General features: G+C 38.7%; 27 protein-coding genes. 5 read left to right on the top strand and 22 right to left on the bottom strand.

Annotation, left to right across the window (positions count from 1 at the left end; translation table 11 throughout):
• Positions 1-10: 10 nt before the first annotated feature.
• The 9 genes from BAU15_RS12085 to BAU15_RS12045 form a co-directional block, all read right to left on the bottom strand.
• Complete coding sequence (locus tag BAU15_RS12085; RefSeq protein ID WP_161843003.1) at positions 11-937, bottom strand: aspartate carbamoyltransferase catalytic subunit; 927 nt, start codon at positions 935-937, stop codon at positions 11-13.
• Between the two features lie 15 nt (positions 938-952).
• On the bottom strand, positions 953-2,245 hold the full coding sequence (locus BAU15_RS12080; protein WP_161843002.1) for a solute carrier family 23 protein: 1,293 nt from the start codon (positions 2,243-2,245) through the stop codon (positions 953-955).
• 11 nt (positions 2,246-2,256) lie between these two features.
• Entirely contained in the window at positions 2,257-2,799 is a 543-nt protein-coding gene (gene pyrR / locus BAU15_RS12075) for a bifunctional pyr operon transcriptional regulator/uracil phosphoribosyltransferase PyrR (protein ID WP_161843001.1), read from the bottom strand.
• Between the two features lie 338 nt (positions 2,800-3,137).
• The gene (locus BAU15_RS12070) at positions 3,138-4,046 is read right to left on the bottom strand and encodes an RluA family pseudouridine synthase (protein WP_161843000.1); all 909 of its coding nucleotides are present in this window, start codon (positions 4,044-4,046) and stop codon (positions 3,138-3,140) included.
• On the bottom strand, positions 4,046-4,504 hold the full coding sequence (gene lspA, locus BAU15_RS12065) for a signal peptidase II (protein ID WP_161842999.1): 459 nt from the start codon (positions 4,502-4,504) through the stop codon (positions 4,046-4,048). Before lspA ends, BAU15_RS12070 begins: the two co-directional genes overlap by 1 nt.
• A 5-nt stretch (positions 4,505-4,509) precedes the next feature.
• Positions 4,510-5,208: a CBS domain-containing protein gene (locus BAU15_RS12060; RefSeq protein WP_420022128.1), complete on the bottom strand. Its 699-nt coding sequence runs from the start codon at positions 5,206-5,208 to the stop codon at positions 4,510-4,512.
• Positions 5,192-5,590, bottom strand: a complete 399-nt coding sequence (locus BAU15_RS12055) for a hypothetical protein (protein ID WP_161842998.1) — start codon at positions 5,588-5,590, stop codon at positions 5,192-5,194. The genes BAU15_RS12060 and BAU15_RS12055 overlap by 17 nt, the downstream gene beginning before the upstream one ends.
• 578 nt (positions 5,591-6,168) lie before the next feature.
• Positions 6,169-7,326, bottom strand: a complete 1,158-nt coding sequence (locus BAU15_RS12050; protein ID WP_161842997.1) for a hypothetical protein — start codon at positions 7,324-7,326, stop codon at positions 6,169-6,171.
• Between the two features lie 71 nt (positions 7,327-7,397).
• Positions 7,398-8,669 (bottom strand): LysM peptidoglycan-binding domain-containing protein, encoded by a 1,272-nt coding sequence (locus BAU15_RS12045; protein WP_161842996.1) that lies wholly within the window; start codon positions 8,667-8,669, stop codon positions 7,398-7,400.
• Positions 8,670-8,879: 210 nt separating this feature from the next.
• Between BAU15_RS12045 and BAU15_RS12040 the strand changes: the two genes are divergently transcribed.
• A complete protein-coding gene (locus tag BAU15_RS12040; RefSeq protein ID WP_161842995.1) occupies positions 8,880-9,239 on the top strand; it encodes a helix-turn-helix domain-containing protein in 360 nt (119 codons plus the stop codon).
• Positions 9,240-9,436: 197 nt separating this feature from the next.
• On the opposite strand, the gene BAU15_RS12035 is transcribed toward BAU15_RS12040, so the two are convergent.
• Positions 9,437-11,107 (bottom strand): formate--tetrahydrofolate ligase, encoded by a 1,671-nt coding sequence (locus BAU15_RS12035; protein ID WP_161842994.1) that lies wholly within the window; start codon positions 11,105-11,107, stop codon positions 9,437-9,439.
• A gap of 186 nt (positions 11,108-11,293) precedes the next feature.
• Here BAU15_RS12035 and BAU15_RS12030 point away from each other — a divergent pair, with 186 nt between their 5' ends.
• Positions 11,294-11,509: a cold-shock protein gene (locus BAU15_RS12030; protein WP_161843042.1), complete on the top strand. Its 216-nt coding sequence runs from the start codon at positions 11,294-11,296 to the stop codon at positions 11,507-11,509.
• Between the two features lie 263 nt (positions 11,510-11,772).
• Here BAU15_RS12030 and BAU15_RS12025 read toward each other — a convergent pair whose 3' ends face one another.
• On the bottom strand, positions 11,773-12,210 hold the full coding sequence (locus tag BAU15_RS12025; protein ID WP_161842993.1) for an EbsA family protein: 438 nt from the start codon (positions 12,208-12,210) through the stop codon (positions 11,773-11,775).
• A gap of 87 nt (positions 12,211-12,297) precedes the next feature.
• On the opposite strand from BAU15_RS12025, the gene BAU15_RS12020 reads away from it, so the two are divergent.
• Positions 12,298-12,732, top strand: a complete 435-nt coding sequence (locus BAU15_RS12020) for a ribonuclease HI family protein (protein ID WP_161842992.1) — start codon at positions 12,298-12,300, stop codon at positions 12,730-12,732.
• 55 nt (positions 12,733-12,787) lie between these two features.
• On the opposite strand, the gene BAU15_RS12015 is transcribed toward BAU15_RS12020, so the two are convergent.
• The 4 genes from BAU15_RS12015 to BAU15_RS12000 form a co-directional block, all read right to left on the bottom strand.
• On the bottom strand, positions 12,788-13,954 hold the full coding sequence (locus BAU15_RS12015) for a cation diffusion facilitator family transporter (RefSeq protein WP_161842991.1): 1,167 nt from the start codon (positions 13,952-13,954) through the stop codon (positions 12,788-12,790).
• Between the two features lie 589 nt (positions 13,955-14,543).
• Positions 14,544-15,140: an ECF transporter S component gene (locus BAU15_RS12010; RefSeq protein ID WP_161842990.1), complete on the bottom strand. Its 597-nt coding sequence runs from the start codon at positions 15,138-15,140 to the stop codon at positions 14,544-14,546.
• A 193-nt stretch (positions 15,141-15,333) separates the two neighbouring features.
• Positions 15,334-17,973, bottom strand: a complete 2,640-nt coding sequence (alaS, locus tag BAU15_RS12005; protein WP_161842989.1) for an alanine--tRNA ligase — start codon at positions 17,971-17,973, stop codon at positions 15,334-15,336.
• Between the two features lie 306 nt (positions 17,974-18,279).
• Positions 18,280-19,260: a DUF7278 family profilin-like fold-containing protein gene (locus BAU15_RS12000; protein ID WP_161842988.1), complete on the bottom strand. Its 981-nt coding sequence runs from the start codon at positions 19,258-19,260 to the stop codon at positions 18,280-18,282.
• Between the two features lie 160 nt (positions 19,261-19,420).
• Here BAU15_RS12000 and BAU15_RS11995 point away from each other — a divergent pair, with 160 nt between their 5' ends.
• Positions 19,421-19,855: a GNAT family N-acetyltransferase gene (locus BAU15_RS11995; protein WP_161842987.1), complete on the top strand. Its 435-nt coding sequence runs from the start codon at positions 19,421-19,423 to the stop codon at positions 19,853-19,855.
• Positions 19,856-19,971: 116 nt separating this feature from the next.
• Here the strand turns inward: BAU15_RS11995 and BAU15_RS11990 are convergent, their stop codons facing one another.
• Both BAU15_RS11990 and BAU15_RS11985 read right to left on the bottom strand, forming a co-directional pair.
• On the bottom strand, positions 19,972-21,321 hold the full coding sequence (locus BAU15_RS11990; RefSeq protein ID WP_161842986.1) for a DEAD/DEAH box helicase: 1,350 nt from the start codon (positions 21,319-21,321) through the stop codon (positions 19,972-19,974).
• Positions 21,322-21,499: 178 nt separating this feature from the next.
• Positions 21,500-21,934 (bottom strand): GNAT family N-acetyltransferase, encoded by a 435-nt coding sequence (locus BAU15_RS11985; protein WP_161842985.1) that lies wholly within the window; start codon positions 21,932-21,934, stop codon positions 21,500-21,502.
• Positions 21,935-22,126: 192 nt separating this feature from the next.
• Between BAU15_RS11985 and BAU15_RS11980 the strand changes: the two genes are divergently transcribed.
• Positions 22,127-22,450 (top strand): hypothetical protein, encoded by a 324-nt coding sequence (locus BAU15_RS11980; RefSeq protein ID WP_161842984.1) that lies wholly within the window; start codon positions 22,127-22,129, stop codon positions 22,448-22,450.
• 75 nt (positions 22,451-22,525) lie between these two features.
• Here the strand turns inward: BAU15_RS11980 and BAU15_RS11975 are convergent, their stop codons facing one another.
• The 5 genes from BAU15_RS11975 to BAU15_RS11955 form a co-directional block, all read right to left on the bottom strand.
• A complete protein-coding gene (locus tag BAU15_RS11975; RefSeq protein WP_161842983.1) occupies positions 22,526-22,750 on the bottom strand; it encodes a hypothetical protein in 225 nt (74 codons plus the stop codon).
• Between the two features lie 12 nt (positions 22,751-22,762).
• Positions 22,763-23,122, bottom strand: coding sequence for a hypothetical protein (locus BAU15_RS11970; protein ID WP_161842982.1), 360 nt, complete (start codon positions 23,120-23,122; stop codon positions 22,763-22,765).
• 70 nt (positions 23,123-23,192) lie between these two features.
• Positions 23,193-23,840, bottom strand: a complete 648-nt coding sequence (locus tag BAU15_RS11965; RefSeq protein ID WP_161842981.1) for an HD domain-containing protein — start codon at positions 23,838-23,840, stop codon at positions 23,193-23,195.
• A 68-nt stretch (positions 23,841-23,908) separates the two neighbouring features.
• On the bottom strand, positions 23,909-24,457 hold the full coding sequence (locus BAU15_RS11960; RefSeq protein WP_161842980.1) for a GNAT family N-acetyltransferase: 549 nt from the start codon (positions 24,455-24,457) through the stop codon (positions 23,909-23,911).
• 92 nt (positions 24,458-24,549) lie between these two features.
• The gene (locus tag BAU15_RS11955) at positions 24,550-26,046 is read right to left on the bottom strand and encodes a carboxypeptidase M32 (RefSeq protein ID WP_161842979.1); all 1,497 of its coding nucleotides are present in this window, start codon (positions 26,044-26,046) and stop codon (positions 24,550-24,552) included.
• Positions 26,047-26,098: the final 52 nt, after the last annotated feature.

The following is a 26,098-nucleotide window of genomic DNA, read 5'->3' as shown; positions in this document are numbered from 1 at the left end:
TTTCTTCCTCCTATGCTTTTCCATTTAAGATGGCTTCTAAAATCGCCATTCGTGTAAATACGCCATTTCCCATCTGTTGAACAATCCGTGATTGGAGCCCTTCAACTAATGAATCTGCTAGCTCAACATCGCGATTCACCGGAGCGGGATGCATGATAATTGTATGGTCTTGCATTTTTTGTGCGCGTTCGATCGTTAAGCCATATTCCTGATGGTAGCCTTCTTTAGAAAAGCTTTCCTTGCCATCATGGCGTTCATGTTGAACCCGCAGCATCATCATGACATCGACTTTGTCCAGTAGTTCATCTAAGGGTAAATAATGTCCATAAACTTCATAGGCATCGTCATACCATTCCTTTGGCCCTGAGAAGAAAACTTTTGCGCCCAAACGTTTGAGCATTTGCATATTTGATTTTGCGACACGAGAATGAGTAATATCGCCGACAATCGCCACCTTGAGATTTTCAAAATAACCAAATTCTTCATAGATGGTCATTAGATCCAGTAAGCATTGGCTAGGATGCTGACCACTACCATCCCCACCGTTAATAATCGAGCACTGAATTGTCTTACTTTGAATCAGTTCATCATAATAATTTTCAGCACCGTGACGGATGACCGCAATATCAACGCCCAGCGCTGACATGGTTAAGACCGTGTCATATAAGGTCTCGCCTTTTTGGACTGAGCTTGTGCTGGCCTCAAATTCAATCACATCCAAGCCTAATTTCTTCTCAGCTACTTCAAAACTTTTGTGCGTGCGTGTACTGTTTTCAAAAAATAAATTTGTGGCAAAGTATTGCCTATTTTGAGGCGTCCACTGGGCACCATTTTTGAATTCCTGAGCCCGTTTGATTAAGCCCATGACTTCTTGATCGGTTAAGGCTTCAATCGTTAACAAATGTTTTAAGCTGATTCTTTCTGATTGGATGATCATGATTCGTTCCTCCTCTTAGTTTTCTTCGCTACGTGAAGTTTCTGGTAAGATTAAGTTTAAGGCAATCCCTAGCACAGTTGCTAAAGCCATTGCTGATAAAGTGAACGTGCCAACTTGGAAGATTAATCCGCCAATTCCGACAACTAAAATGACTGAAACAATTAAAAGATTTTTCTTTTTATCAAAGTTGACTTGGTTTTCAATCAAAATTTTCAAGCCGCTTGTCGCAATTACACCGAACAATACAAAGCTAATTCCCGAGATAACTGGGCTTGGAATGCTTAGAATTAAAGCACTTAGCTTGCCGACGAAACCTAGGCAGATAGCTAGGACACCTGCACCACCAATAACGAAAACACTGTGGACACGCGTGATGGCTAAGACGCCAATATTTTCACCGTAACTTGTGACAGGAGGTCCACCAACGAACCCAGCAACAATCTGTGCCAGTCCGTCACCCATTAAGGTTTTGTGTAAGCCTGGATTTTCAAAGAAGTTACGTTTCGTTAATTTATTTAAGACCATCAAGTGACCAAAATGTTCGGTCATAGTCACAAAAGCGATTGGTGCCATCGTCGTGATTGCCCCTAGATAAAGTTTTGGTTCGTAGTGAACGAATGGCATTTCAAAGTTTGGCAAAGCAAACCATGGGGCGTTTTTAATTAAATCAACATCGACAATTCCGAACAATAAAGCTACTAGATAGCCACTAACAATTCCTAGTAAAATTGGCAGTAGACCGAGGAACCCTTTTAGGTACATATTGTAGAAAATCGTTAAGCCTAATGTGATTAAGGCAACTGCAACATATTTGAAATCGTAGACTTGATTGGCTACGTCACTGTACATCGCGTTGTTTGCAGCATTGGCAGCTAATCCTAAACCGATGACCATAATAACGGGTCCAACGACAATCGGTGGTAACAGACGATCCAACCAAGCAGAACCAATTTTTTTAATAATAAGGGCAACAATTAGGTAAACAAGTCCTGTGGTCATGGCTCCTTGGGCTATCGCAGGATAGCCATCTGTCTGCATCAGCATCTTCATGGCTGCGATAAAGGCGAAGCTACTCCCTAGATAAGCCGGAATCTTGCCTTTTGTGACAGTTAAGTACACCAGTGTTCCTAGTCCTGAGCTGACTAGGGCGATACCTGGGTCAATTCCCACCATGATGGGCACCAGTACGGTCGCACCAAACATCGTGAATAAGTGTTGTAAGCTAAGTCCCAGCCACTGAGCGGGCTTCGGGACATCGTGAATATCTAATACAGCATCTGTGTTTTTAAATTCTTTGTTCTCTGACATGTGGCAGGCTCCTATTCTTTTCCTTTAGTAATTAAAATGCGATCTTGTCCATCTAACTCTTCCATCTCAACAATGATTTCTTCGGTCATTGAAGTCGGAACATTTTTTCCAACATAATCTGCCCGAATGGGTAATTCGCGATGTCCACGATCGACTAAGACGGCTAATGAAATTTTTGTTGGTCGACCAAAATCCATGATCGCGTCCATCGCCGCTCTGATTGTTCGGCCGGTGAAGAGTACATCATCGACTAAGACCACTTCTTTGCCTTCTAGAGAAAATGGAATATCTGATGAATGCAATTCTGGTTCTAATTGTGCTGCTTCTTTTTGATCATCGCGGTACAAAGTAATGTCTAATTCTCCCACGGGTACTTCAATTTGTTCCAGTTGTTTCAAGCGCTCTGCAATCCGTTGAGCGATGTAAATCCCTCTTGTTTTAATACCGATTAAGACAATATCTTGTACTCCACGATTTCTTTCAATAATTTCATAAGTAATCCGAGTTAACGCGCGTTTCATCGTGATGTTATCGACAACTTCTTTTCCTTGCATAATAAATTCCCTCCAATATTTTTTGTAAGTCAGACTAGTTTACTGATTGACTGATGATTCAATAGCTCATTTTATTTCTTTACCCTATTCTATTCCTTTACCTCTATCCTCTTAGATGCTTTCTTTACTCAGCAAAACTGGCAAAAAAAAACTCCTACCTGTGAAGGTAGGAGGATAGTTTCAGACTGTCAGTGTATACGTCTATAGAATAAGCCTAAACTCTCAGCGCACCAAGGGTTGTACTTACTCACTTCCTTCTTAGCCTCACGGGACTACTCTTAAAGGATTACTTATTTAATTTTTCTCTAGAATTACTATACCGTTCTTACATAGAAAAATCAATGACTTTCTCTTAAATCGGCTAAAGTTTTTTTGAATAGTTCGGGAAGCGGTGCTTCAAAGACTAAATTCTCGCCGGTAGTTGGATGTTTAAAGCCTAATAGCTTGGCATGTAAAAATTGCCCATTACCTTCTAATGTCTTTTTCGGTCCATACAAAGGGTCACCAGCAACTGGGAAGCCAATATACTGCATATGCACACGAATTTGGTGCGTACGGCCTGTTTCCAATTGTAATTCAACCAACGTATAGTCAGTAAAACGTTCCAACACTTGGAAATGGGTGACTGCCGATTTCCCCCCTTCAATCACCGCTTGTTTCTTACGGTTGACTTTCGAGCGTCCAATCGGTGCATCGATTGTGCCTTTTTCATGAGAAATCTCCCCATGAACGAGCGCAACGTATTTGCGTAACGACGTTTTATCCTTTAATTGCTTGGCTAAGAACTCATGAGCAAAATCATTTTTCGCCACCATCAATAAACCAGAAGTATCCTTGTCAATTCGGTGTACAATCCCTGGACGTACGACATCATTAATAGAAGAAAGATCTTTCATATGAAACAACAAGGCATTAACTAGTGTGCCATTTTTGTGTCCTGCTGAGGGATGCACCACCATCCCTTGAGGTTTATTGATAACCGCTAAATCTTCATCCTGATAGACAATCTCGAGTGGAATATCTTCGGCAATTAGATCCAAGGTCTCCGGTTCAGGAATCGTGATGACGATTCGATCCTGTGCTTTGACTTTGTAATTAGCTTTAGCGACCTCTCCATTAACGGTCACGCCTTGTTCTTTCAACCATAATTGAACCTGTGAACGGGTATAGTTCTTTAAGGTCTCGGATAAGACTTTGTCAATCCGTCCCGTTTGTTGCTGAATAAGTACTTCAATTTGTTGTTTCATTAGTTCCCCTTTTCTCTCTCGTCCAAAATAATATAAATAAATATGCACGCCACACCAATTACTAGAGACATATCGGCGACATTAAATATCGGAAAATTCATAAAGTCAGTTTGGAACATATCAACTACGTAGCCTAAGCGCATACGGTCAATAAAGTTTCCTAGTGCACCAGCCAAGACCAAGCTTAGCCCAATCGTAAACCATTTACTGCCTTTTAGGTTCTTAATTAACAAGTAAAGAACTACGATTACTGCAATGGTCGTCACGATCGCAAAAAACCACATCTTTCCTTCTAGTAAGCTCCAAGCAGCTCCCGTATTACGGATATGAGTCAAAGATAGAATTGAAGGAATCACCGATTGACTCTCTCCTAATTCAAAATTTGAGACGGTCCAAAACTTTACCCATTGGTCAATGCCAACAATGGCTGCACTTAGTAATAAATAAACAAAAATCACAGGCGTCAATCCTTTTCATTAGTATATAAATCTCTTGGTCGGATAATTCCTACTAAATTTCCATTAGGATTTCCGTCCTTGGTGATTAAGACAGCTTCTAAAGTCGCCTTATCGCGAAACAAGGCTTCCACCTCAAAGACATGCGTAGTTGCTGAAATAAATTGATAATTGGTCTCTTTGCCATCAGAGACGATCAAATCTTTGGCCTTTAGCTGTTCCAAATGTAAAGCGCCCTGTTGGCTTCGTTTGGCAAACCAAAAACCTAAGGCTCGTAAGGTAATCAAACCTTCAAATCGACCTTTGCGATACAGCGGAAATTGCGAATAACGCTTTTCAGCGACAATCTTCAGGATTTCCAGTAAAGGCAACTCCCAATCAAAACCAGTCACTTTTTTTTCGAACCGTGGACAAACCAATTCTGGTTTTGTCAGTTCTGTTTCGATTTGTTTAATCCGTTGCAGAATCCATTCATTAGGTTCGGCGATGACAAAGTCTTCTGAGATCTTGTCATGAATAATCGCATTTCTTAGCTGAGCAATCTGCAAAAGATCATCCTGATTGGCAGCAACTTGTAAGTCTTTTCTCCGCGCCAGTCGGCGAACCATCTCACTAAAGCCCATGCTACTGGGATTATTTAACTCATCACGTAACCATTTTTCAATCCGATTAAAACTTATTAAAAATTCTTCAGACGGTTTCACCATGTGTATTCTCCTTTAACAGATAAGCTTTCCCTGTCATATTTTTTAAGAAAATGATATAGAAAATCAGCAGAATAAGTATCAGCCACATATTCTTTAGCAGTAGTGGCAACAGAAGTAAGCTTGCGAACAAAAGTAAATAAATCTGAATCAACTTGGGATTCATGACCACTGTATAGCTTTTCATAGGACTCGGCTGAATCGTATACACGGGACTCCGTAACAAGAAAGAAAACTTGATTTGAAGCGTCATCGGTTTATCTGGAAGATCCAGTTCCAGAGTTTGTTGGTGAAATAAAGCCACCCTTTTTTGTCCATTGATGACAACTTCTATCGGACTGCCCATTCCATAAAAGCCAGTTTGTCGTGTGATAAAAAGTTTCATCTAAAAGCACTCCTTATTATGCTTTAGTATAGCGCAAAAAACAAGCCGATAAAAGCTGATTGCTTGTATATCTCAATAAATCTGAACAAAAAAAGAATTCAGATAAGCCATAAACTAACCTAGAGAATTCTTTTTGTTCTATACATCGTGTCATATAAATTTTAGCTATGTGCCGCATCCAGTATTCCTTCCATCAAAAAAGTTTGCAGTCTGGTCGCAAGCAGCTCAACAAAGAGCGTTGATCTCATTGCTAAATCCGTTCAAACTAGCTGTAAATGAGGAAGGTCACAGCTAGTAATTCATGATTTCCCTCTTGGGACTGCAGAACTTTTTGGTTCCAGCAATACCTACTGCTAGATATGTTGTTACTTATGTTGCGGCTTACAGATTTTTTAACTAGCTCTCGTCTATTGATAATACATATATTCGATTTCTCATTTTAAGACCGTACCCTTTAAAGTTCCTCGACTAATAAAAAATAGTTAGTTAGCATCCCCGATTCAGAGATACTAACTAACCATGTCGATTATACTTATTTAATGATTAATGAGAATAAATTAATTCAAAGTGTTTAACATTTATGGAAGTGGTTCAATTACTACATCAATTCCGTTAAAACTGATAGGTGACTCTGAAATTTCCCCTGTTTCAATATTTACTCCATATGCCGTATAAGGCATGTTTGACTCATCTAAACCGAGTACGTGAAAAAACCTCTTCTCTTCGTCAACGAACACAGAGGTTGGGTTGGGGATTTCGAAAGTTACCTCTGTAAATTCAGAGTATTCTTGTGTGCTGTAGTAATCCTCGACCAGTTCTATAGCTTCATCAGCAGAAAGATAGTTATATGATTCAGAGCTGTCTGTTGTAGAAACTGGAGTACTTGCTACTAAGGTATCGGATGAAGAGTTACCTTCTGGAATATCACTAGATAAAACGACTCTTTCGAATAAATAAATCCCATCAAATGAATAGGAACTATCTTGTTGATTCCCTATCAATGCAGAGGTTAATGCTAATTTATTCCCGTTGTCTAAAAGAATATATGCAGTAGGCTCATCTGGACTTATAAAGTAAAACTTCTCGAAATTTGTTACTTTGAAATCTATTTTTGCCAATGCCCGATTATAGTCTTCTAGCGTTTTAAAAGCATACATAGATGTAGTATGGTCTTCGCCTAATTGCTTTTCGAGTTCTTCAATTCTATCTTTTTCATAGTGTCCATCGTAAGTACTGTCGGTACGTTGCTTTATGTTTTCGGTATTTTCCTTAATAGATTCTTTGATACGCTGTTCTTCTTCATCTTGTAGTTTTTTCTTTTCTTCATCGTAACTTTTTTTCATTACTTCGTAATCTACAAATTGGTAATAGCTTCTAGAGAATCCCCTTCTTAAATTGGCATCATCGTCATATATATCAGAGGACCAGACCTGTTCTCTCATAAGCCTTTGTGCATCTTCTATGATATATAACGAGTCCTCCTCGCCAAATGGTTCTAAAAAAGTGATGTCATCTACTGTAGCTTCGTCAGTAGGGTATCCTTTTACAAATCTCCATTTTCCTTCCAAGTAAGTACTGACGGATGTATCGATATCCATAGATTCATTGCTATTTTCTGTCGTTTCTTCTGTAACACTCGAATTATTTTCTTTCATGTCCTTGTTACTTTGTGAAGAACATCCTGTTACACCTAAAAATATAGATAATCCTAAGCAAATTAATATAGTTTTTTTCATTTTTCTAGCTCCTATTGTGTTATAAAAATCACCCATGAACTGTTAGGCTCATGAGTGATTTTACGATTAATTTAATTAAATACTTGTGATACTCTAATCGTTACCGTGTATCCGGTTGATGATGAACCACCCCAACTAGCTACGATAGCGATATTGTTTTCCAAGCTGTAATCGAACCATTTGTCTAGCATTTCATCTGCATGTGCATCTGCGGCTGCTTCAGTTTTAAATCCACCTTTGCTGTACAGTACTTGATCGACAGTAAACTCCGACTCATTTGGAGTTTCTGGTTGTCCATCAGTTCCAGTACCTAGACTAATTAGTTCACCAGTCCATCCGATTAACTTACCTGTAGTAGATTTAACATCCCACTTTTGGTATTGGAAACTTTCACCTGTAGACCATAATGCATCATCCATAATCTTTTCAGCATATGCATCTAGTTCTGCTTCAGTTTTGAACAACCCTAGAGAGCCGATTGGAGTCATTGGGTCTGGTGTTTCTTCATTAGGTTTTTCTGATTTAATATATTCGAAAGTAGTAAGGTGTTTCCCTGGTTCCAATACTACATCTTTATAAGAAGTTCCTTGTAATATGTATCCGTTAAATTCTTTCGCTTGAACTCGTACGCTTTCCCCAACTGTTCCTTGTACTTCTACAGGATTAATAATGTCCACTGGCGTTCCACTTGTTACGTCTACATAACGAACAGTTAGAACTGTTAACTCTTTTGATTCATCAGGATCTTTAGGTTCAGTAGGTGTAACTGGTTTAGTCGGTTCTGTAGGAGTCGTTGGTTCAGTAGGCTCAGCTGGTGTTGTAGGTTTAGCCGGTTTAGTTGGCTCTACAGGAGCTGTTGGTGTAGTAGGTTTGCTAGGAGTTTGAGTGCTCCCATCATTCTTATCTACTGGTTTAACTGGTGTTCCTTGAACGTCACTATCCTTAGCTTTACCAGTTTTCACATCTTTCTGTACGTTTTCTCCAACTGGCTTGTCTTTAACCACTTTATTATCGTCTGTTAATTTAACACCTTTGTTTACTGCTTTACCATTAACGTCTGTAGCTTTAACTACCCCATCTGCCCAACTAATTTTAGTTCCGACCTGTAAGTAGTATTGTTGCCCACTTGCTAAATCAATTCCGTTTGCAGCTGCTAAAGTTTCAACATTAATGTTGATTCTAGTCGCTATCGCCCAAAGCGTATCACCTTTCTTCATTATGTACGAAGTATCATTTTCCTTAATTTGAATCGATTCGGGCGTGTTTGCTACCCATGTTTCGGCGCTAACCTGAGTTGCTCCAATTAACGATGTACCGACAATTCCAAACGTAGATAGAATCATAGCTTTAGCGTAGCGTTGTTTTTTTGCTCGCAAAGCTAGTTTCTTTTTGTAATCTGCTCTTTTTTCCATTAAAACCCTCCTAAATAGTTGTTATACAAAACTTATCTTACCATTTACTTTACTGTGTGTAAAGTTTTGAAATAAAATATACAACTGTTTATATATGTTGATTGTAATTCTATTTAGAATAGAGAATAAGGAGGGAATTTAATGACAGACGATGTTTTAAAACAGTTAGGTAAGAATATTCATGAATTAAGGGAGAAAAAAGGAATTACTCAGCAAGAATTGGCAGAGCAGTCAAACCTGAGCCTACCTTTCATAAGTTTAATCGAAAATAGTAAGAGAAATGTGTCATTAGAGACTCTTTTAAAATTACTAGCTGCTTTAGACGTTTCATTAAGTGAATTTTTCTTGCCTTATTCTGATGGAAGAATCCGTGAAGAAAATTACCTCGAAGAAAAACAAGATATTGAATTTGAGCAATTCTTAAAATTATTGCAAAAATCAACAGATAGAGAAAAGTATATTAAGCTATTTAAGGAAATACTCATTCTTTCAGAAAAATAAAGAGCCCTTCACCTTTATGGTAAAGAGCTCTTTATTTTTTTCAACAATTCATCTTATAATCATTTATAAACCTTTGAAAATAGTAATATACTAAAGATTTAGTTGAATCCTGTGAGATATATTTCAGTAAAAAGAAATCAGCTAAACCATTTAAGGCTAAGCTGATTTCTTCTTTCTATACATCTTGCTAAATAAATTTAGAACAGTCCGACTGCGGTGCCGTCTGCTAGGACATCCATATTTAGTGCTGCTGGTTGCTTCGGTAAGCCTGGCATCGTCATTACATCGCTTGTTAAGGCAACGATAAAGCCTGCTCCGACTTTTGGTACTAGTTCACGAATAGTGACGGTGAAATCAGTTGGTGCACCTAAAGCTTTAGGATTGTCGGATAATGAATATTGTGTTTTAGCCATGCAGACAGGGAGACGATCCCAACCGTAATCTTCAAAAGTTTTCATTTGATTGATGGCTTTTTGGCTAAAGCTCACGTCTGATCCACCATAAATTTTAGTGACAATCGTTCGAATTTTTTCTTCTAGCGATGCGCCAATCGGATAGATTGAATGATAATTAGCGTCTTCTTCTTCAATGACCTTCGCCACTGTTTCAGCAAGCGCCTTGCCGCCTTCTGCCCCATGTTCCCAGACACTAGCTGTCTCAACAATCACCCCTTGAGCTTCACAAAGAGCTGAGAGTTCCGCAATTTCAGCTTTGGTATCCGTCACGAATTCATTAATCGCGACAACCACTGGAATGCCATAGCTTTGCATATTTTCAATATGTTTTTTCAAATTACTGTAGCCTGCTTTTAAGGCTGGAATATTTTCTTCATTTAACTGTGCTTTTTGAACGCCACCATGCATTTTTAAGGCACGAATCGTCGCTACAATCACAATCGCATCAGGTGCTTTTTTCAAATTAGGCACTTTAATGTCTAAGAACTTCTCCGCACCTAAATCGGCACCAAAGCCCGCTTCTGTCACCACATAATCACCAAGTTTTAAAGCTGTTTTTGTTGCCAAAACACTGTTACAACCATGCGCAATATTAGCAAACGGTCCACCATGGACAAAAGCTGGCGTGCCATAAATAGTTTGCACAAGATTCGGTTTGATGGCTTCTTTCAAAATTAAGGCTAAAGCTCCTTCAACCTTTAAATCACCTACTGTGACAGGTGTTTTTTCATAAGTATAAGCAATAACAATGTTTGATAGACGCGCTTTCAAGTTTTCGATATCGGTAGCTAAACATAAAATTGCCATAATCTCACTGGCTACCGTAATATCAAAGCCATCTTCTCTAGGCACACCTTGCATTGGCCCACCTAAACCAACTACCACATGACGCAATGCGCGATCATTTAAGTCAACCACGCGTTTCCAAATAATACGACGGGTATCAATTCCGAGTTCATTGCCTTGTTGAATATGATTATCTAAAAGAGCAGCAAGCGCATTGTTGGCAGTCGTAATCGCGTGCATATCTCCGGTAAAATGTAAATTAATATCTTCCATAGGTAAGACTTGGGCATAACCGCCACCCGTTGCGCCACCTTTGATTCCCATAACAGGGCCTAATGAAGGTTCACGTAAAGCAATCACAGTCTTCTTGCCTAGTGCATTTAAGGCATCGCCTAAGCCAATCGTGACGGTCGATTTTCCTTCGCCAGCAGGTGTTGGATTAATAGAAGTCACTAAAATTAAATGCCCGTTTTGATTCGTTTCCACTTCTTGAATTTTAGAAAAATTGATTTTTGCTTTATAATTCCCGTATAATTCTAAATCATTTTCTTTTAAACCTAGCTTCTCTGCGATTTCCTTAATTGGTTTAAGGTCGATAGATTGAGAAATTTCTATATCTGTTTTCATGACACCCTCCAAATTACGAACTTTTTTAATGATAACAACCATATTCGTTAAGAATATTTACATTATACTTGTTTTATCCATGGAAATCACTAAAAAAATCTGGAAATCCAAATAAATTTGACGTGTTTCTAATTCATGATTATAATTAGGCTAGTTCCATAAGTAAGTAGAAAGGTCGTGAGTGATTTGGCCAAAGGAATCGTGAAATGGTTTGATAGTCGAAAAGGATATGGCTTTATCCTGTATAATGAAGTGGAGGAAATATTTGTTCACTTTACTGCTATTGAAGAAGAAGGTTTCAAGAACTTGGAAGATAATCAGGCTGTAGAATTCGATGTTGTTGAAGGAAACAGAGGGACCCAAGCTGCTCATGTCCGAAAAATTACAAACGAACGAGAGTAACTGTTCAGTATTTTTTATTTAGTTAAGGATTATTTAGAGATCGACACCAATCAAGGCTGAGGCTTTGATTGGTTTTTTATTTTCTTTATTAGAGAAATCGCTACTGCTAAAAAAAGTCGCCGCTCGTTCAGTTCATTAAAAAAGTCAGCGAATTGACTACTTGTAGCTTTTCTTCCTTTCATTGTGCGACATCCCCTATTTTTCGGTAGTGAGCAATCGTTAAATAAAAAAAAGCAGCTCATTAGTTGAACTACTTTTTAATCCTATTCCTCTTTTGACATCTTTAATGTGTCATCATAAAAGATGTGTATGGTTGTTTGTTTAGCTGTTAAGTTTTTTATAAATTTTTCTTTTGTTTTCCGTCTCATGTTAAAAAGCACCGGTTCAGGTGTTATTTTTGTCTTCAGTTCGATGCCTTTAGGCCCTTCTTTGATCCACTCAATTTCCTCATAGAGCACTTTTTTGACTTTCCAAAAAGAAGCGTATCTAATCTCTAAATGAGTATCCGTTAGACAGAGCGACCGACGCCAACCGAGATACACGAAAAAGAAAAAAATAACTAAAACTGTGTTGCTAAGCCAATAGGGACGAGTGTATTCCAAAGAAAGAATTAAACTAAAAAAGCCAATCATCATCGTGCCAGACCAATAAATCATAGTCGTGGACAGCTCTGGTTGCCAATGATAATACATACGTTTCATAGATATATCCTCTCTAGTTAAAAAAACTACTTGTTTAATGTTATACTTATCTTACCACATTTTTTTTTATTAGGAAAAGGTGAATGTATGATTAAAGTATTTATAGATGCCTCAACAAAGGGAAATCCTGGTCCAAGTGGTGGTGGACTGATGATAACAAGTGAAGAAATTTACAAACAATATACTTACGCATTTTCTGAACTGACCAATCACCAAGCGGAATTTGAAATTTTACTGACAGCCTTGCATGTATTGTTAGAGGAAGAGTGGCAAGATGAAACAATCACGATCTATTCTGATAGTAAAGTTGTTGTTCAGACAATCGACAAAAATTACACAGGGAATCCCCTCTTTGTTCCCTATCTAGAACAATTCCAGGCATTGGCAGAGCAATTTTCTCTGTTACTCATCCAGTGGATTCCTGAAGGTAAGAATAAAGGCGCGGATAATCTAGCTCGACAAGGATTACAAAAAGCCTTAAAAGGAAACAAAAAAAGACAGAAAAATCAGAAACCAAAATAATATAAGCAAAAATACGAGCTGCCCTCTGGGGTTACTCGTATTTTTTGCACATTTTTTATAGTAAATAATTATGGTCGAAGGTAATGTCTAGTTGATACTCCCCGATTTGTTGTTTGAGGTTTGATTGAATCAGTTGTGTTAATTCTTTGTCACTGTAATTGGGTTTTGCTGGAATAGCCAAATCAAATTGCAAAATCTTCTGGTTATCTTCTGTTTCGATTCGAAAATCATGCATCCGAATATTTTCATCTAATTTTGCCAATATTTCCTTTAGAATTAACGAAAGACGTGTATAGTTTCGGTCATGTAATGCGACTGGATCGAGATGGCAGACCAGATCAACACCTAACGTTTTCTTGAACTCCTTTTCAATCTCATCAATAATCTCATGGGCATCATTGAGATCCCAGGATTCATCGACTTCAATATGAACCGAAGCAAAGCGCTTGCTGGGACCGTAACTATGAATCAGTAAATCGTGATAGCCAAGTATCGAATGATTACCAGATAACTGTTGCTTCATCGCCTCTATTTCTTCTGCCGTGGGTCGACTACCTAAGAGATCATCGACAAAACCTTTAATCATCTGGATTCCACTATAAAGGATATAGAGTGCCAGAGCGAATCCAACGTAGCCATCGATGCGCCAGCCAGTTCCCCATTCTACTAGCGCAGAAGCTAAAACAGCGACTGTCGTGTAGACATCATTGAGGCTGTCTTGGGCAGTTGCACCCAATGTTTTAGATTGAATTGAATGACCAATTGTTTTATACATCGCTCCCTGCCAAATTTTGATGCCTATAGAGAGGACTAATATGACAAAGACAATCGGTGACAGTGCGATATTTTCAGGCTGCAAAATTTTCTGAAAGGAAGTATCTAAAAATTGCAAACCGACATAAATAACAATCATTGAGACAAATAAACCGCTGATATATTCAAAACGTTCGTGACCATAAGGATGTTCTCGATCAGCTGGCTTTGCGGCAATCCGAAAACCAACAAGAGTCAAAATAGACGAGGCGGTATCTGATAAGCTATTGATGGCATCAGCCATGATAGAGACACTGCCTGAGAGTAATCCTATCGCTATTTTACTTGCAAATAAGAGTCCGTTTGAAAGTAAGCCAAGAATCCCAGCTAAAATGCCAGATTTGGTTCTTCTCGCAGAAGAATTTTCAGTTGTTTGCTGATTAATTTTTCCTAGTAAGTAACGAATCATAGTTAAGAACACCTTTCAAAAGTCAATTAGTCTATTATAATTGCTACAAAACAAATAAACAAGCTTTAAGGGTATCCGAAATTTCCATGCAATGCTATAGGTGAAATTTAAATAAAATGGGTCTAAGTGCTGTAAGTGAATAAGCAAAAAAAACAATCCGATTTTGAAAGTCAGATTGTTTTTATTTTGTTCTCTTTTGATAGAATTGTTTGGCTATGTATTTACTTATGGCATAACAGATTATTGATAGTGCAAGCCCGATAGCAATTTCGTTGACTATTATTGTTACTGTGAGTAAGACTAAAGCCGAAATAAATCGACTTAACATATCGATTTTATCTTCTGTCATAAAACTCCCCTTTCGCTATTCAATTGTTACTTACTAATATTTTAAATTATTGATGAGGTAAAAGCTAGAGTAAATATAAAATCATTAACGAAATACGGATGCGTAGTTGTCGGTGAAAATTAATGAATGAGTGTTCTGAAAATCAAAGGTTGATAGGAAAACGAAAAAATATCTTGCTACAAAAAAGAAAGACCCCCGCTTGAGTGATGAAACTGCACGCTCAAGTGAGGGTTCTTATTTTTATTTAGGTTCTAACGGTGTTGCATGGAACAAGGCTTTAGCTAAGAGTGGTGTAATAATCGCCGCACCAATCGCTTCGGGAATCCCATTGGCAATCGCCACCCCGAAGAGTGTTTTAAATAAAAGCGAAGAATCGACACCATAAGCACCCGCTGTCGCATTGGTATAAAATAATCCCATGAACCCTAAAACTAAAATCGTATTAGTGAGTGAACCTAAAATCCCCGCCGTGATTGCCCCACCAGTGATTGAGTGACTTTTTTTATAAACCCAGTGGAATGCATAGCCGGCAACCAATCCGACTAAAACGCGTGGCACGACGGAGATGATTGGGTTGGTAAAGACGAGTGTATCAAAAGGCGTCGTTGGCATAGCAAACGCGCGAATGACCGTCGCAATTCCCCAAAACAGCCCAATAATCATCCCATCTTTTGGTCCTAAAACAACCGCAGCGATAATGACAGTTACGTGAATAATGGTCAAGCTAACGAATCCTAGCGGGATAAACCCTAGCCAAGGAACCATCGCTTGAACAATGATGATTGCTAATAAAATTGACCGCAAAACAAGTCGAAAGGTTTTATTTGTACTTTTCATTTTTCTCCTCCTACTTTTAGTAAGTATGAGCTTTATGATAAAAATAAATTGTCGTTTCGTCAACTTATTTCACTTTTCATAAGCGATTACGTAAAAAAGTTGCTTCATATTGAAAAAATCTAAGGAGTCATCAGGTAAATTAAAGAAGTACGGCTCCTTCATTCACCTGAATTTCCCTAGATAAAAAGAGTTTTTAGTTTGCTAACCAAGCTTTCGCTTCAGCTAAAGCATCTGGTATGCCTGCAGGATTTTTCCCGCCGGCTTGAGCCATATCTGGACGGCCGCCACCACCGCCGCCAACTTTCGGCGCGATTGCTTTGATTAAATCGCCAGCTTTTAAGCCTTTTTCATTAGCAACTTTATTCATTGCAGTCAGCAAGCTAACTTTGCCGTCTTGGCTATTGGCAAGTACTAGCACGTCAGATAAATCTTTTTGTTTCCATTGGTCGGCTAATTGGCGCAATTGATTCATATCTTTAACTTGAACTTCTGCGGCAATCACACGTACACCATTGATTTCTTCGACTGCTTTGAAGACGTCGCCAGCTTGTTGATTAGCTAGTTTTCCAGCCAGTTTTTCGTTTTCTTTTTGCGCTTCTTTCAGTTGTTGTTGCAATTGTTCCGTCTTACTTACGACCTCTTTTAATTGAGGAGATTTAACAATTGCTGCAACTTCTTTCAGCTGTTGTTCTTCATTGTATAGTAACTCGTAAGCTTCTTTACTTGTGACAGCCTCGATCCGACGGACGCCCGCACCAATTCCTGATTCAGCAACAATTTTGAAGATACCGATGTCTTCTGTGTTACGGACATGAATTCCCCCACAGAGTTCAATCGACCAATCGCCAACATTTACGACACGCACATCATGACCGTATTTTTCACCAAATAGAGCCATTGCGCCCATGTTTTTAGCTGTGTCAATATCTGTTTCAACGGTTACCACAGGAATAGCTTCCCAGATTTTTTCATTGACGATACGTTCCATCTGACTCAATTCTTCAGCTGTTACTTGACCAAAATGAGTGAAGTCAAAACGTAAATGTCCAGGAGCTACCAGTGAACCTGCTTGATTCGCATGATTACCTAAGACTTCTTTTAAGGCTTTATGCAACAAATGCGTTGCTGTATGATTTTTAATAATGCGATTACGTTTCGATTGATCGACCATTAATTTGTAGATGGAGCCTTCTTTTAATGGCAATAGCACGTCAACTTTATGCATAAATTGACCGTTCGGTGCTTTTTTAACGTCGATGACTTTTGCGACAACTTCTTCTGCTTGATTTAAGATAATTCCTTGGTCGGCAACCTGTCCACCCATTTCTGCATAAAAAGGTGTTTCAGAGAAGATTAATTGTGCTGTGCCTTCTTCAACTGTATCAAGAATCGCTTCATCTTGTACGATGACAAGCAGTGAACTTTCGTGTTCAGTCTCTGTATAGCCGACAAAGGTACTTTCAACTTTGATATCAGTCAATAAAGCTGATTGAACGCCCATTGATAACTCAGTGTTACGAGCTGCACGTGCACGTTCTCTTTGGGCTTGCATTTCTTTTTCAAAGCCAGCATGATCAACTGTTAAGCCTTCATCTTCCGCAACTTCTTCAGTTAATTCTACAGGGAAACCATATGTGTCATATAATTTGAAGATATCTTTCCCATTTAAAGTTGACTCGTTGGCTGCTTTCACTTTTGTAATTAAGTCAGTCAAAATAGCTAAGCCTTCATTGATTGTTTCGTGGAAACGCTCTTCTTCTGTCCGCACGACTTTTTCAATAAATGATAGTTGTGCTAAGACTTCTGGATAATAGCTATCCATGATTTTGCCCACGACTGGTACTAATTTGTAAAGGAACGCTTCGTCAATGCCTAATTTCTTCCCATGCATCACTGCACGACGTAATAAACGACGCAACACGTAGCCACGGCCTTCGTTTGAAGGTAGCGCACCATCGCCAATTGCAAATGAAAGAGCACGGATATGGTCAGCAATTACTTTGAAGGAGATATTTGTTTGCGCAGATTGACCATAAGTCACTTTGCCACTCAAACGTTCAACTTCATGAATAATCGGCATAAATAAATCAGTTTCGAAGTTAGTTGGTGCATTTTGGACGATTGAAACCATCCGTTCTAAGCCCATGCCGGTATCAATGTTTTTATGCGGTAATGGTTCATAAGAGCCATCTGCTTGATGATTAAATTCTGAGAAGACTAAGTTCCAGATTTCAAGATAACGTTCATTTTCGCCACCAGGATAGTTTTCTGGATCATCCTCTGCTACATCATTGAACGCTTCGCCACGATCGTAGAAAATTTCAGAGTCCGGTCCACAAGGTCCAGCACCAATATCCCAAAAGTTGTCTTCAATCTCGACGATATGATCCATGGTTAGACCCACTTCTTCATGCCAAATTCGTTTGGCTTCAGTATCTTTTGGATAAACAGTCACATATAATTTTTCTGGATCAAAAGCCATCCACTCTGGAGAAGTTAAAAATTCCCAGGCCCAATGAATCGCTTCATTTTTGAAATAATCACCGATTGAGAAATTCCCTAACATTTCAAACATTGTATGATGACGAGCTGTTTTTCCAACGTTTTCGATATCGTTTGTCCGAATTGATTTTTGGGCATTTGTGATCCGCGGATTTTCAGGCACAACAGAACCATCAAAATATTTCTTCAGTGTTGCCACTCCGGAATTGATCCACAATAATGTCGGGTCATTAACAGGGACTAAAGAAGCACTTGGTTCAATGCTATGGCCTTTCGATTTGAAAAAATCAAGATACATTTGACGCACTTGACTACTGGTTAATTCTTTCATTTTTTCTCCTACTTTCTTTTGACGATTCACTGCGAATTTCGTAAAAAACGCAAAAAAACACCCTTGCACTCAAGGACGATCAACTCGCGGTACCACCTTGATTGCAATGATGTTTGTCATTACCTCTTAAACTCGTTAACGCTGAGTGGCGTTGATATTTCTATCAAATTTGAAAAAGGAGCAATTTTGTGGCTGCACTGTTTCTCTCTCAGCTAGAAGAAACTTTCTGTAAATGCACACGACCCAAAACTATGACTTTTTCATTACTTTAAGAGTATAAAGAATTCTTGGCTAAAAGTCAATTTTTTACTCAACCTGCTCAATTAGAATGACTTTGCGATAAAGTAGCTCTTGTGGTCGTAATATTTCCTCTATCTCAAGTGTTCGGCCTGATTGATAGTAACTAGACAAAGGTAAACAATCGATTAGCGGACATCCGGTTTCTTCAATGCTGTCCAATTTTAAAATTGCTGGGTCTTGCGTCAGCTCGTGGCGTGATTTTGTCGTATCCACTAGTAGACCAAACATATTTGGTCCTTCTCGTCGCTCTTTGACCGCGTGTGCCCACGGGGATGTCTCAGAAAGTAGGTCATTCCCCCAACGGAAAATTCGTCTTGTTCCGGCACCTACGATATATTCCCATTGATCTTCATTCAATAAATCAAAGCCTTTTGCCTGGACCTCTTTTATCAGCTGTTGATGTGTCTGAGGGATATGCTGATAGACTGCATAGGTATCCTCTGTCATCGACATTTCTAAATAATAGCGCTCTTCTTGATACAAAGACCGCGGAAACGTCCAGGTCAGGCTTTCTTCCAAAGTTAGTTGTGGACTAAGCTGCTGCTTAACCTCAGGTAAAAAGGAAGCAACGGCTTGTTGATCTCCAGAAAATTGGGCAGTTACCGTTTGATATTCACCTAAATAGCGCGCACTTACGGGCATGGCTCTTTTTTGGACGAGCATTGGCGGAATAACCGCTTTACGAAGAGGTGTCGTAAAATCATTGACATAATCGCTAAAATCTTCAATCGTTTCAAATTCGTAAATCTGTTTAAATTCACGAAACATAGCAGATTCTTCTGTTGTATCTGGTTCATACATAACTTCCTGGACCGGTAAGCCTTGAACACCTGAATCCCAGCCTAGAATAGCTTCATCGTTTCCAGGTACAAAGACAAACGCTTCTCCATCCAAAAGAAATTCGAACGTAGAGCATTTAATCCCTGCTAATTCATATTCTACTAGTGTTACATCGGAAACTTTTACCAGTGGACTAACATAATACATGAGTATTTGTCGAAATAAGAGCTGTCTATCTTCTATACTAAGCTGTTTCCAATGACTCCATTGCAATTGTTTAAAGAAATTCACTTGGTTTTTCCCTTCTTTACTGTTTTTTGGTATGCTAAAAGTATAGCATGGAATCTAAGGAAAACGGGTGGAAATTATGAAATTAGTCAGTGGTAACCAGCAGTGGCTCCAAGCAGCAGCGTTTTATTTGCGCTACCAAGTATTTGTACTAGAACAAGGAATCGCAGCTGAAGATGAGTTTGATACTTTAGATGAGTCGGAAGAAATTTTGTATCTCGTCTATTTTGACGGTTCACTACCAATTGCAACTTTGCGCTATCAAAAGTTAGACACGCAAACCCTCAATCCAGACCGCTTTTGTGTCAGTAAAGCCTATAGAAAGAATGGCATCGGTAAAAAACTATTGCTAATAGCAGAAGAAAAAGCGCAGGAAGAAGGCTGTACGCGCGCCGTTCTTTCCGCTGAACTTACCGCAACCACCTTCTACGAAAAGTTAGGCTATACAGTCAGTTCAAGCCCTTACGAAGAGGATGGCATCCTTTGTGTCAAGATGGAGAAAAAATGGTGCTAAAAACTAAGATATCACTATAAAACGTGGACAGCTGTCTACAACATGCCTCTCTAACTCAAAAAAACCACAAAGGTCCTAGGGTCGCCCCTATCACTTTTGTGGTTTTTAGCTACTGCTTATTTATTTGAATTTTTCTTATTCTTACGAACAGAACGTGTTTGTTGACGACGTTCAACTTTTCTCTTTTGCTTATTGCTGTCAGAAATAGCCCATCCGATCCGCTTTTTGTAACCTGGTTTAATTTTTTTCTTCTTTTTCTTAACTAAACCAATCAATGTTGGATCTAAAACATCTTTTGAGCGTTCTCGTTTTTTACGACGATTACGATCGTAGGTATCAACAATTGCGCCATCTTTAATTTCTTTTGGTTTAAAGGTTACGCCTAATTTTTCGATGGCCATGATTGCATCATCATCACTAGGTTCATACAAAGTAATTGCTGTTCCAGACAATTTGTTACGTCCAGTCCGTCCCACACGGTGAATGAAGAAATCTAATTCTTCAGGGACTTCAGCATTAATTACATGAGAAACACCTTCGATATCAATCCCACGGGCAGCTAAATCTGTGGCAACAACATATTGGTAATCCAGATTTTGAACCTGACGCATCACTCGTTTACGTTCACGAGGGGTAATATCTCCATGAATTTTAGCGACTTTCAAGCCTTGATTCTTCAAATACTCAGTAATCTCGTCTACCCGTTGTTTGGTATTAGCAAAGACAATCGCTAGATACGGATGCCCAACTGTTAGTAGCTGATAAATCAAGCGATTCTTATCTTTTCCTTTTGTTGAAATCAACCAATTATCAATAGCCTCAGAAATAATCGCTTTCGGGCGAATCTCTTCAATAATCGGATTTTCCATGTATTTCTTCAAGAAAGGACGTAATTTTTCAGGAATTGTTGCCGAGAATACCAACATTTGTAGTTTGTCAGGTAAACGGCTGGCAATCTGATCGACCTCTTCTAAAAAGCCCATGTCTAACGTCATATCGGCTTCATCAATAATAAAAGAAGAAGCAGTATGAACTTTTAAGGCTTGTTCATTCATCAAATCTAAGATACGTCCAGGCGTACCAATCACCACATGAGGATGTTGATGTTTCAGACGATTTAGTTGGCGCTGTTTATCCGTTCCTCCAACAAAATTCGTGACACGAATTTCTGGGTTAGAGAATTTAGCAATCTGACTTGCTGCTTGGAAAATTTGAGTCGCTAATTCGCGACTTGGTGCGGTTACGACAATTTGTGTTTCATCCTTGTTGGCATCAACTTTATCCATTAAAGGTAATAAAAATGTATGGGTTTTTCCAGAACCAGTTTGTGATTGACCCACCACGCTTTTGCCTTTTTGAATTAAAGGAATTAGTTTTTCCTGCACCTCTGTTGGTGTCTCGAAGCCCTTATCTGCTAATGCTTCATCTATAAATGGGTTAAAGTGAAATTGTTTAAATGTATTCACTAGACCACCTCTTTTCATTTTATACTTAGTCCTTGCGCATTATACCATAAAAAAACGCCTAAAAGCACGGATAATCGCAAAACTTCTTGTTTCTATAAGAAATAAAGCCACCTTATGTGAAGCTATTAAATGAATAATTCGAACAATCAGGCTGCATGGAAAACCCAAGAATCGTTCCTTAATCTAACAATTTGAGAAAGTTCTTTTGACTTTTTTTCGACTGATAGCCCAATCCTTCATAAAAATGATGTGCTCCCGTTCGACTTTCCCCAGAATTCACTCTAACACCAGAAGCTCCTTGATTTTTAGCCCAGTGTTCAGCGGCGTTCATCAACTGCGTACCAATTTTCTTTCCTCTTTCTTCCCTTGCCACCGCTAGGCCCATGACATTTTTTAAGGAAGAAAAATAAAGTGTTTCGTAACTTGCGATATGCACGTAACCGCAAATTTCTGAAGAGACTTCAGCGATTAAAACAACTTGCTCTTTATCCGCCAAAATTTTCGCTAATTGTCGCTTAATTTGTTCTTCTGATACGTGATAACCGAGATCCTCTGTGTTTAATCGCTGCAGTGCTTGCCAATCATTGACTGTTGCTTCTCTAATTTGGTTCATCATAACTCACCTCAGTATCAGTATAGCACTCATAGGTGAAGCAAGCCGTTTATCCATTTTTTCACGACACTTTATTACCAATTACTTAGCTCACTAGCTAGCTACTTTTTGTCTAATTAATCATTCTTTAAGGGGTCGTAGTTTCCAAAATAAATAATATGCAGTATCATAAATACAAAGGGAGGGTTCCTCATGCTAAATCCTTATTTCGCTTTTGGCGTGCCGTTATTTTTATTTGTTATATACATCGCCTTCTATATTTTAAGGAAAAAATCAAATGTAAATTTTCTGGGTTTTATTTTATTAATTATTTCTGGATTCATGACGGTCTTTAGTTTTCAGGTATGGCAGCAGGCGGCCAGCGAACTAACCCACGAGTCAATGCAAACACTAGGACAAAAAACGGGCTATCCAATCTATTTGCTTTGGGTACCAATTATTGTTGGGTGCATATTAGTTTTCATAAACTTTATTCGTGCCGTTAAAAAGCTCCGCGCTATCCAACATAAGAAGTAAAAGAAAAGCACTGCTCTACTAGTCGGTATCCCACATAACTGAATGGGTTAGCCTTGGCTAGTGAGTTGTGCTTTTTTATTCTTTGGGCCAATCATCAATTGGATCTTCCGTTTCAAATCGTTCGCGATTGTCACTATCCAATGAGTTAACTAAGTATTCCCAGTCTGCTCGGGAAAGAACCATCACATCTAAGTCATTCTCTTCGTCAATTAACTCTAATGTGCTAACCTCACCGGCGACCTGTTTCAATAAAGAAAGTAAATGAGTTTCTTCAAACGTGATATAAGCGGTTTTTTTCATCGAATTTCCCTCCTATAAATCAACAAACTCAAAATAGTTAATCTTCGTCTGGGCTTCTTCGCCCATTTTTTCAATGGTTCTTAAGTCGAGTAAGAGACATTTCTCTTCTGTAATCAGATAATTGTTGGCATCCAAGGCATCTTCAATTGCTGAAAGAATTTCCTCCTCATCGCCACGTGGGCTGAGGGACAAACGGTTGATCGTCTTTAAAAGTCCATCATCTCGTAAAAGAAAATATTCCTGTTCATACTTATAGACCGCCACCTGATAATTTTTTTCCTTAAAATGGCTTTGAATTAATAGGAAACATTCTGAAATATGTGGAAGCGTCCTTAATAAAGCTCTTGGCGTGAGCGCCTGTTGAAAAAACATTGTTACGACCTCCTTGGCTCTATTATAGGAAAGATAAGCAGAAAAATAAACTAATTAGATTGCTACTTGATTAGTCTGTATCTGGCCACTCCTGATAAAATTCTTCAAGAAAATTTTCCATAAATGTTTTTCGTCTCAAGGCTTCCTGTTTCCCATAAGTCGTATTCATTCGATCAGGTAACAAGAATAATTTTTCGTAAAAATGATTAATCACTGTACTCCCCCGACGATAATCTTTTTTCGAGGTGTAATCAATCGGTTTGATGGCTGGATCATAGATAGGATGCCCTTTAGCGCCACCAAAATAAGCAGTCCGAAGAATACCAACCGCACCCAACGCGTCAATTCGGTCCGCATCTTGGACGATTTGACCAGATAGACTGAGGGTCTCTTTACCTGCAGTAATTTCTTTAGAAAAAGAAAGATGCTGAATGATATACATAATTTCTTGGCAGGTTGCGGGTTCAATCGCTAATGAATCGAGAAATCCACGAAGGTCTTCTACTGCTTGCGCTTCATCTTCGACTAATTTATCATCTATCGTATCATGTAGATAAGCCGCTGCTAGGACGACAAACGCGTCAGCCGTTGGTTCTGTCTCAAGAATTGCTTGACTGATAGCGACCACCCGTTCAATGTGATCCATGCTGTGCCCTGTCGTATCATTTTGCAAAATGTTATAAGTATACTCTTTAATTTGATCAAGTTCTTTTTGCATATTTCCTCCCAAAAAACGAATATACATCGTGTCGTTTTTTTGCTAAATTTACTATTATCCTTTGCGGATTAGTCATCCAATAATTCCAGATTCGCTACGATATCTGATTCTAGCAACCCATACACGAAACTATCCGTCCATTCGCCTTTATTCCAATAATCTTGTCTAAAATGAGCTTCTTTATGCATACCTACACGTTGACACAAATGAGCAGATGCACTATTTCGAGCATCGAGATTTGCTTGAATTCGATGAACCTTCTTATTGCTAAAAAGTTCGGTAATAACTGCTTTTACAGCTTCTGTAGCATAGCCTTGGCCGGCAAAATTTGGATTAAAACTGAAACCAATTTCGACCGTCTCTTTCATATCTGTGTACCAAATTGAAATGTCACCGATGACTTTCTCCTCCAACTGGCAAGCAAGATGGAGATTTGTCATTTCAGACAAGTGGTTTTCAGCTAACAATGTTTTAAATTCCGCTTCTTTGGTACTTTCCGACCAAGGTTCATGTAACAAGAATCTACAGGTTTCAGCGCTACGATAGATTTCATAGCTATCTTGACAGTCGTCTGCTTCAAAGGGTCTAAGCTGTAATCTCTCCGTCCTCAAATTCATGAACATTCCCCCCTTATGAGTAATTTAGCCATCATCAGAAAAACTGAGTGAGTATCAAATAGACGATAGTCACTCAGTTTTTTTGCGTATTTTTAGTTCACTTTATAGACGTCAAAATAGATTTTCTTCATATAATCAATCAAATACTGAGGATTTAATCCCTCACCAGTTGTTTCGGAAATCAACTCATTTGGTTTTTTAGACGCCCCATATTGGTGGATATGTTCCGTCAACCAAACTCTGATTGGTTGGTAATCATCTGAGGCTAGAACTGCATCAAAATCAAGATCTTTTTGCATCGCGTCTAACAGCTGTGCTGCATACATATAACCTAAGGCATATGATGGGAAATAACCGAAGCTACCGCCAGACCAATGCACATCTTGTAGAATTCCTTCCAAATCATTCTCTGGACGAACGCCTAAATACTCTTCGTATTTGTCATTCCAGATTTGTGGTAAATCATCAACTTTTGCATCGCCATTGAAAATCATTTTTTCAATTTCGTAACGAATAATGATGTGCAATGGATAAGTCAGACTATCTGCTTCAATCCGGATTAAGCTCGCTTGTGTTTTCTTCAACGAATCATAAAATTCATCAAAGGAAATGTCATCGAAGGTTCCTTCTGCACACTCTTTTAAGAATGGAAATTGTTTTTTCCAGAACTGTTTATTGCTTCCAATAATGATTTCATTAAAGAGTGATTGAGACTCATGAATCCCCATCGACGTGCCTGTCGCTACAGGTGTATAAGCATATTTTGGATCAATATTTTGTTCATACATACCATGACCAGCTTCGTGAATCACGCCAAATGTCGCCATCGTGAAATCATGTTCATCCCAACGCGTCGTAATTCGGATATCATTGTGGTTAATGCCAATCATAAACGGATGGATGGTATCATCTAAACGTCCACGACTGAAATCATAGCCTAATTCTGTCACCACACCCATCACGAATTTTCGTTGTTGTGCCACGGTCATCTTACGAGTAAGAAAATCTGTCTTCGGTTCAGTTCCTTTTTCTTGTAAGGTTTGGCGAATCGCCATAATCCCTTCACGTAATTGTGCAAAGACTTTATCTAAGATTTCAACGGTCATATTTGGTTCATATTGATTTAATAAAACATCATAATCCGTTGCTTCGTCTTTCTTCCAATAAGGAATCAGTTCTTTCGTTAAACGGATGTTTTTATCTAAAGCATCACGGAAGTCAGAAAAATTCTTCGTTGCACGCGATTTTTGCCAGCTACCATGCGCTTTTGATAACGCACCGCTCAGCTCTTCCATTTTTTCTTTTGGAATGGCATGATTTAAGTCATAGTTTTCTTTAACGACTTTATAGGCAGCCTGGCCAACTTCTGATAGTTCATCTTGATGGTCAGCAAAGTAGGTCAAGGCTTCTTTGATTTTTGGTCCGACTTCTTTTTCAAAGGCTAGGCCTGATAAATAGCTCTCCACTTCGCCACGTTCATCACTGGCTTTTTCAGGCATCCCTGTCTGAGTATCCCAGCCTAGCATAGCTAAAGTTTGTTGAAGTAGGCTGATTTCCTTTAGTTCTTGTAAAAATTCTTGTTCTTTCATCTGTATTCCTCCAATAACATCCTAAAAATTTATCCTTAATCGCTTTGGGGTT

The sequence above is a fragment of the Candidatus Enterococcus huntleyi genome, assembly GCF_009933175.1.
Lineage (GTDB): Bacteria > Bacillota > Bacilli > Lactobacillales > Enterococcaceae > Enterococcus_K > Enterococcus_K huntleyi.
The sequence above is the reverse complement of the archived record's forward strand: the minus strand, read 5'-3'. Positions and strand labels throughout refer to the sequence as shown.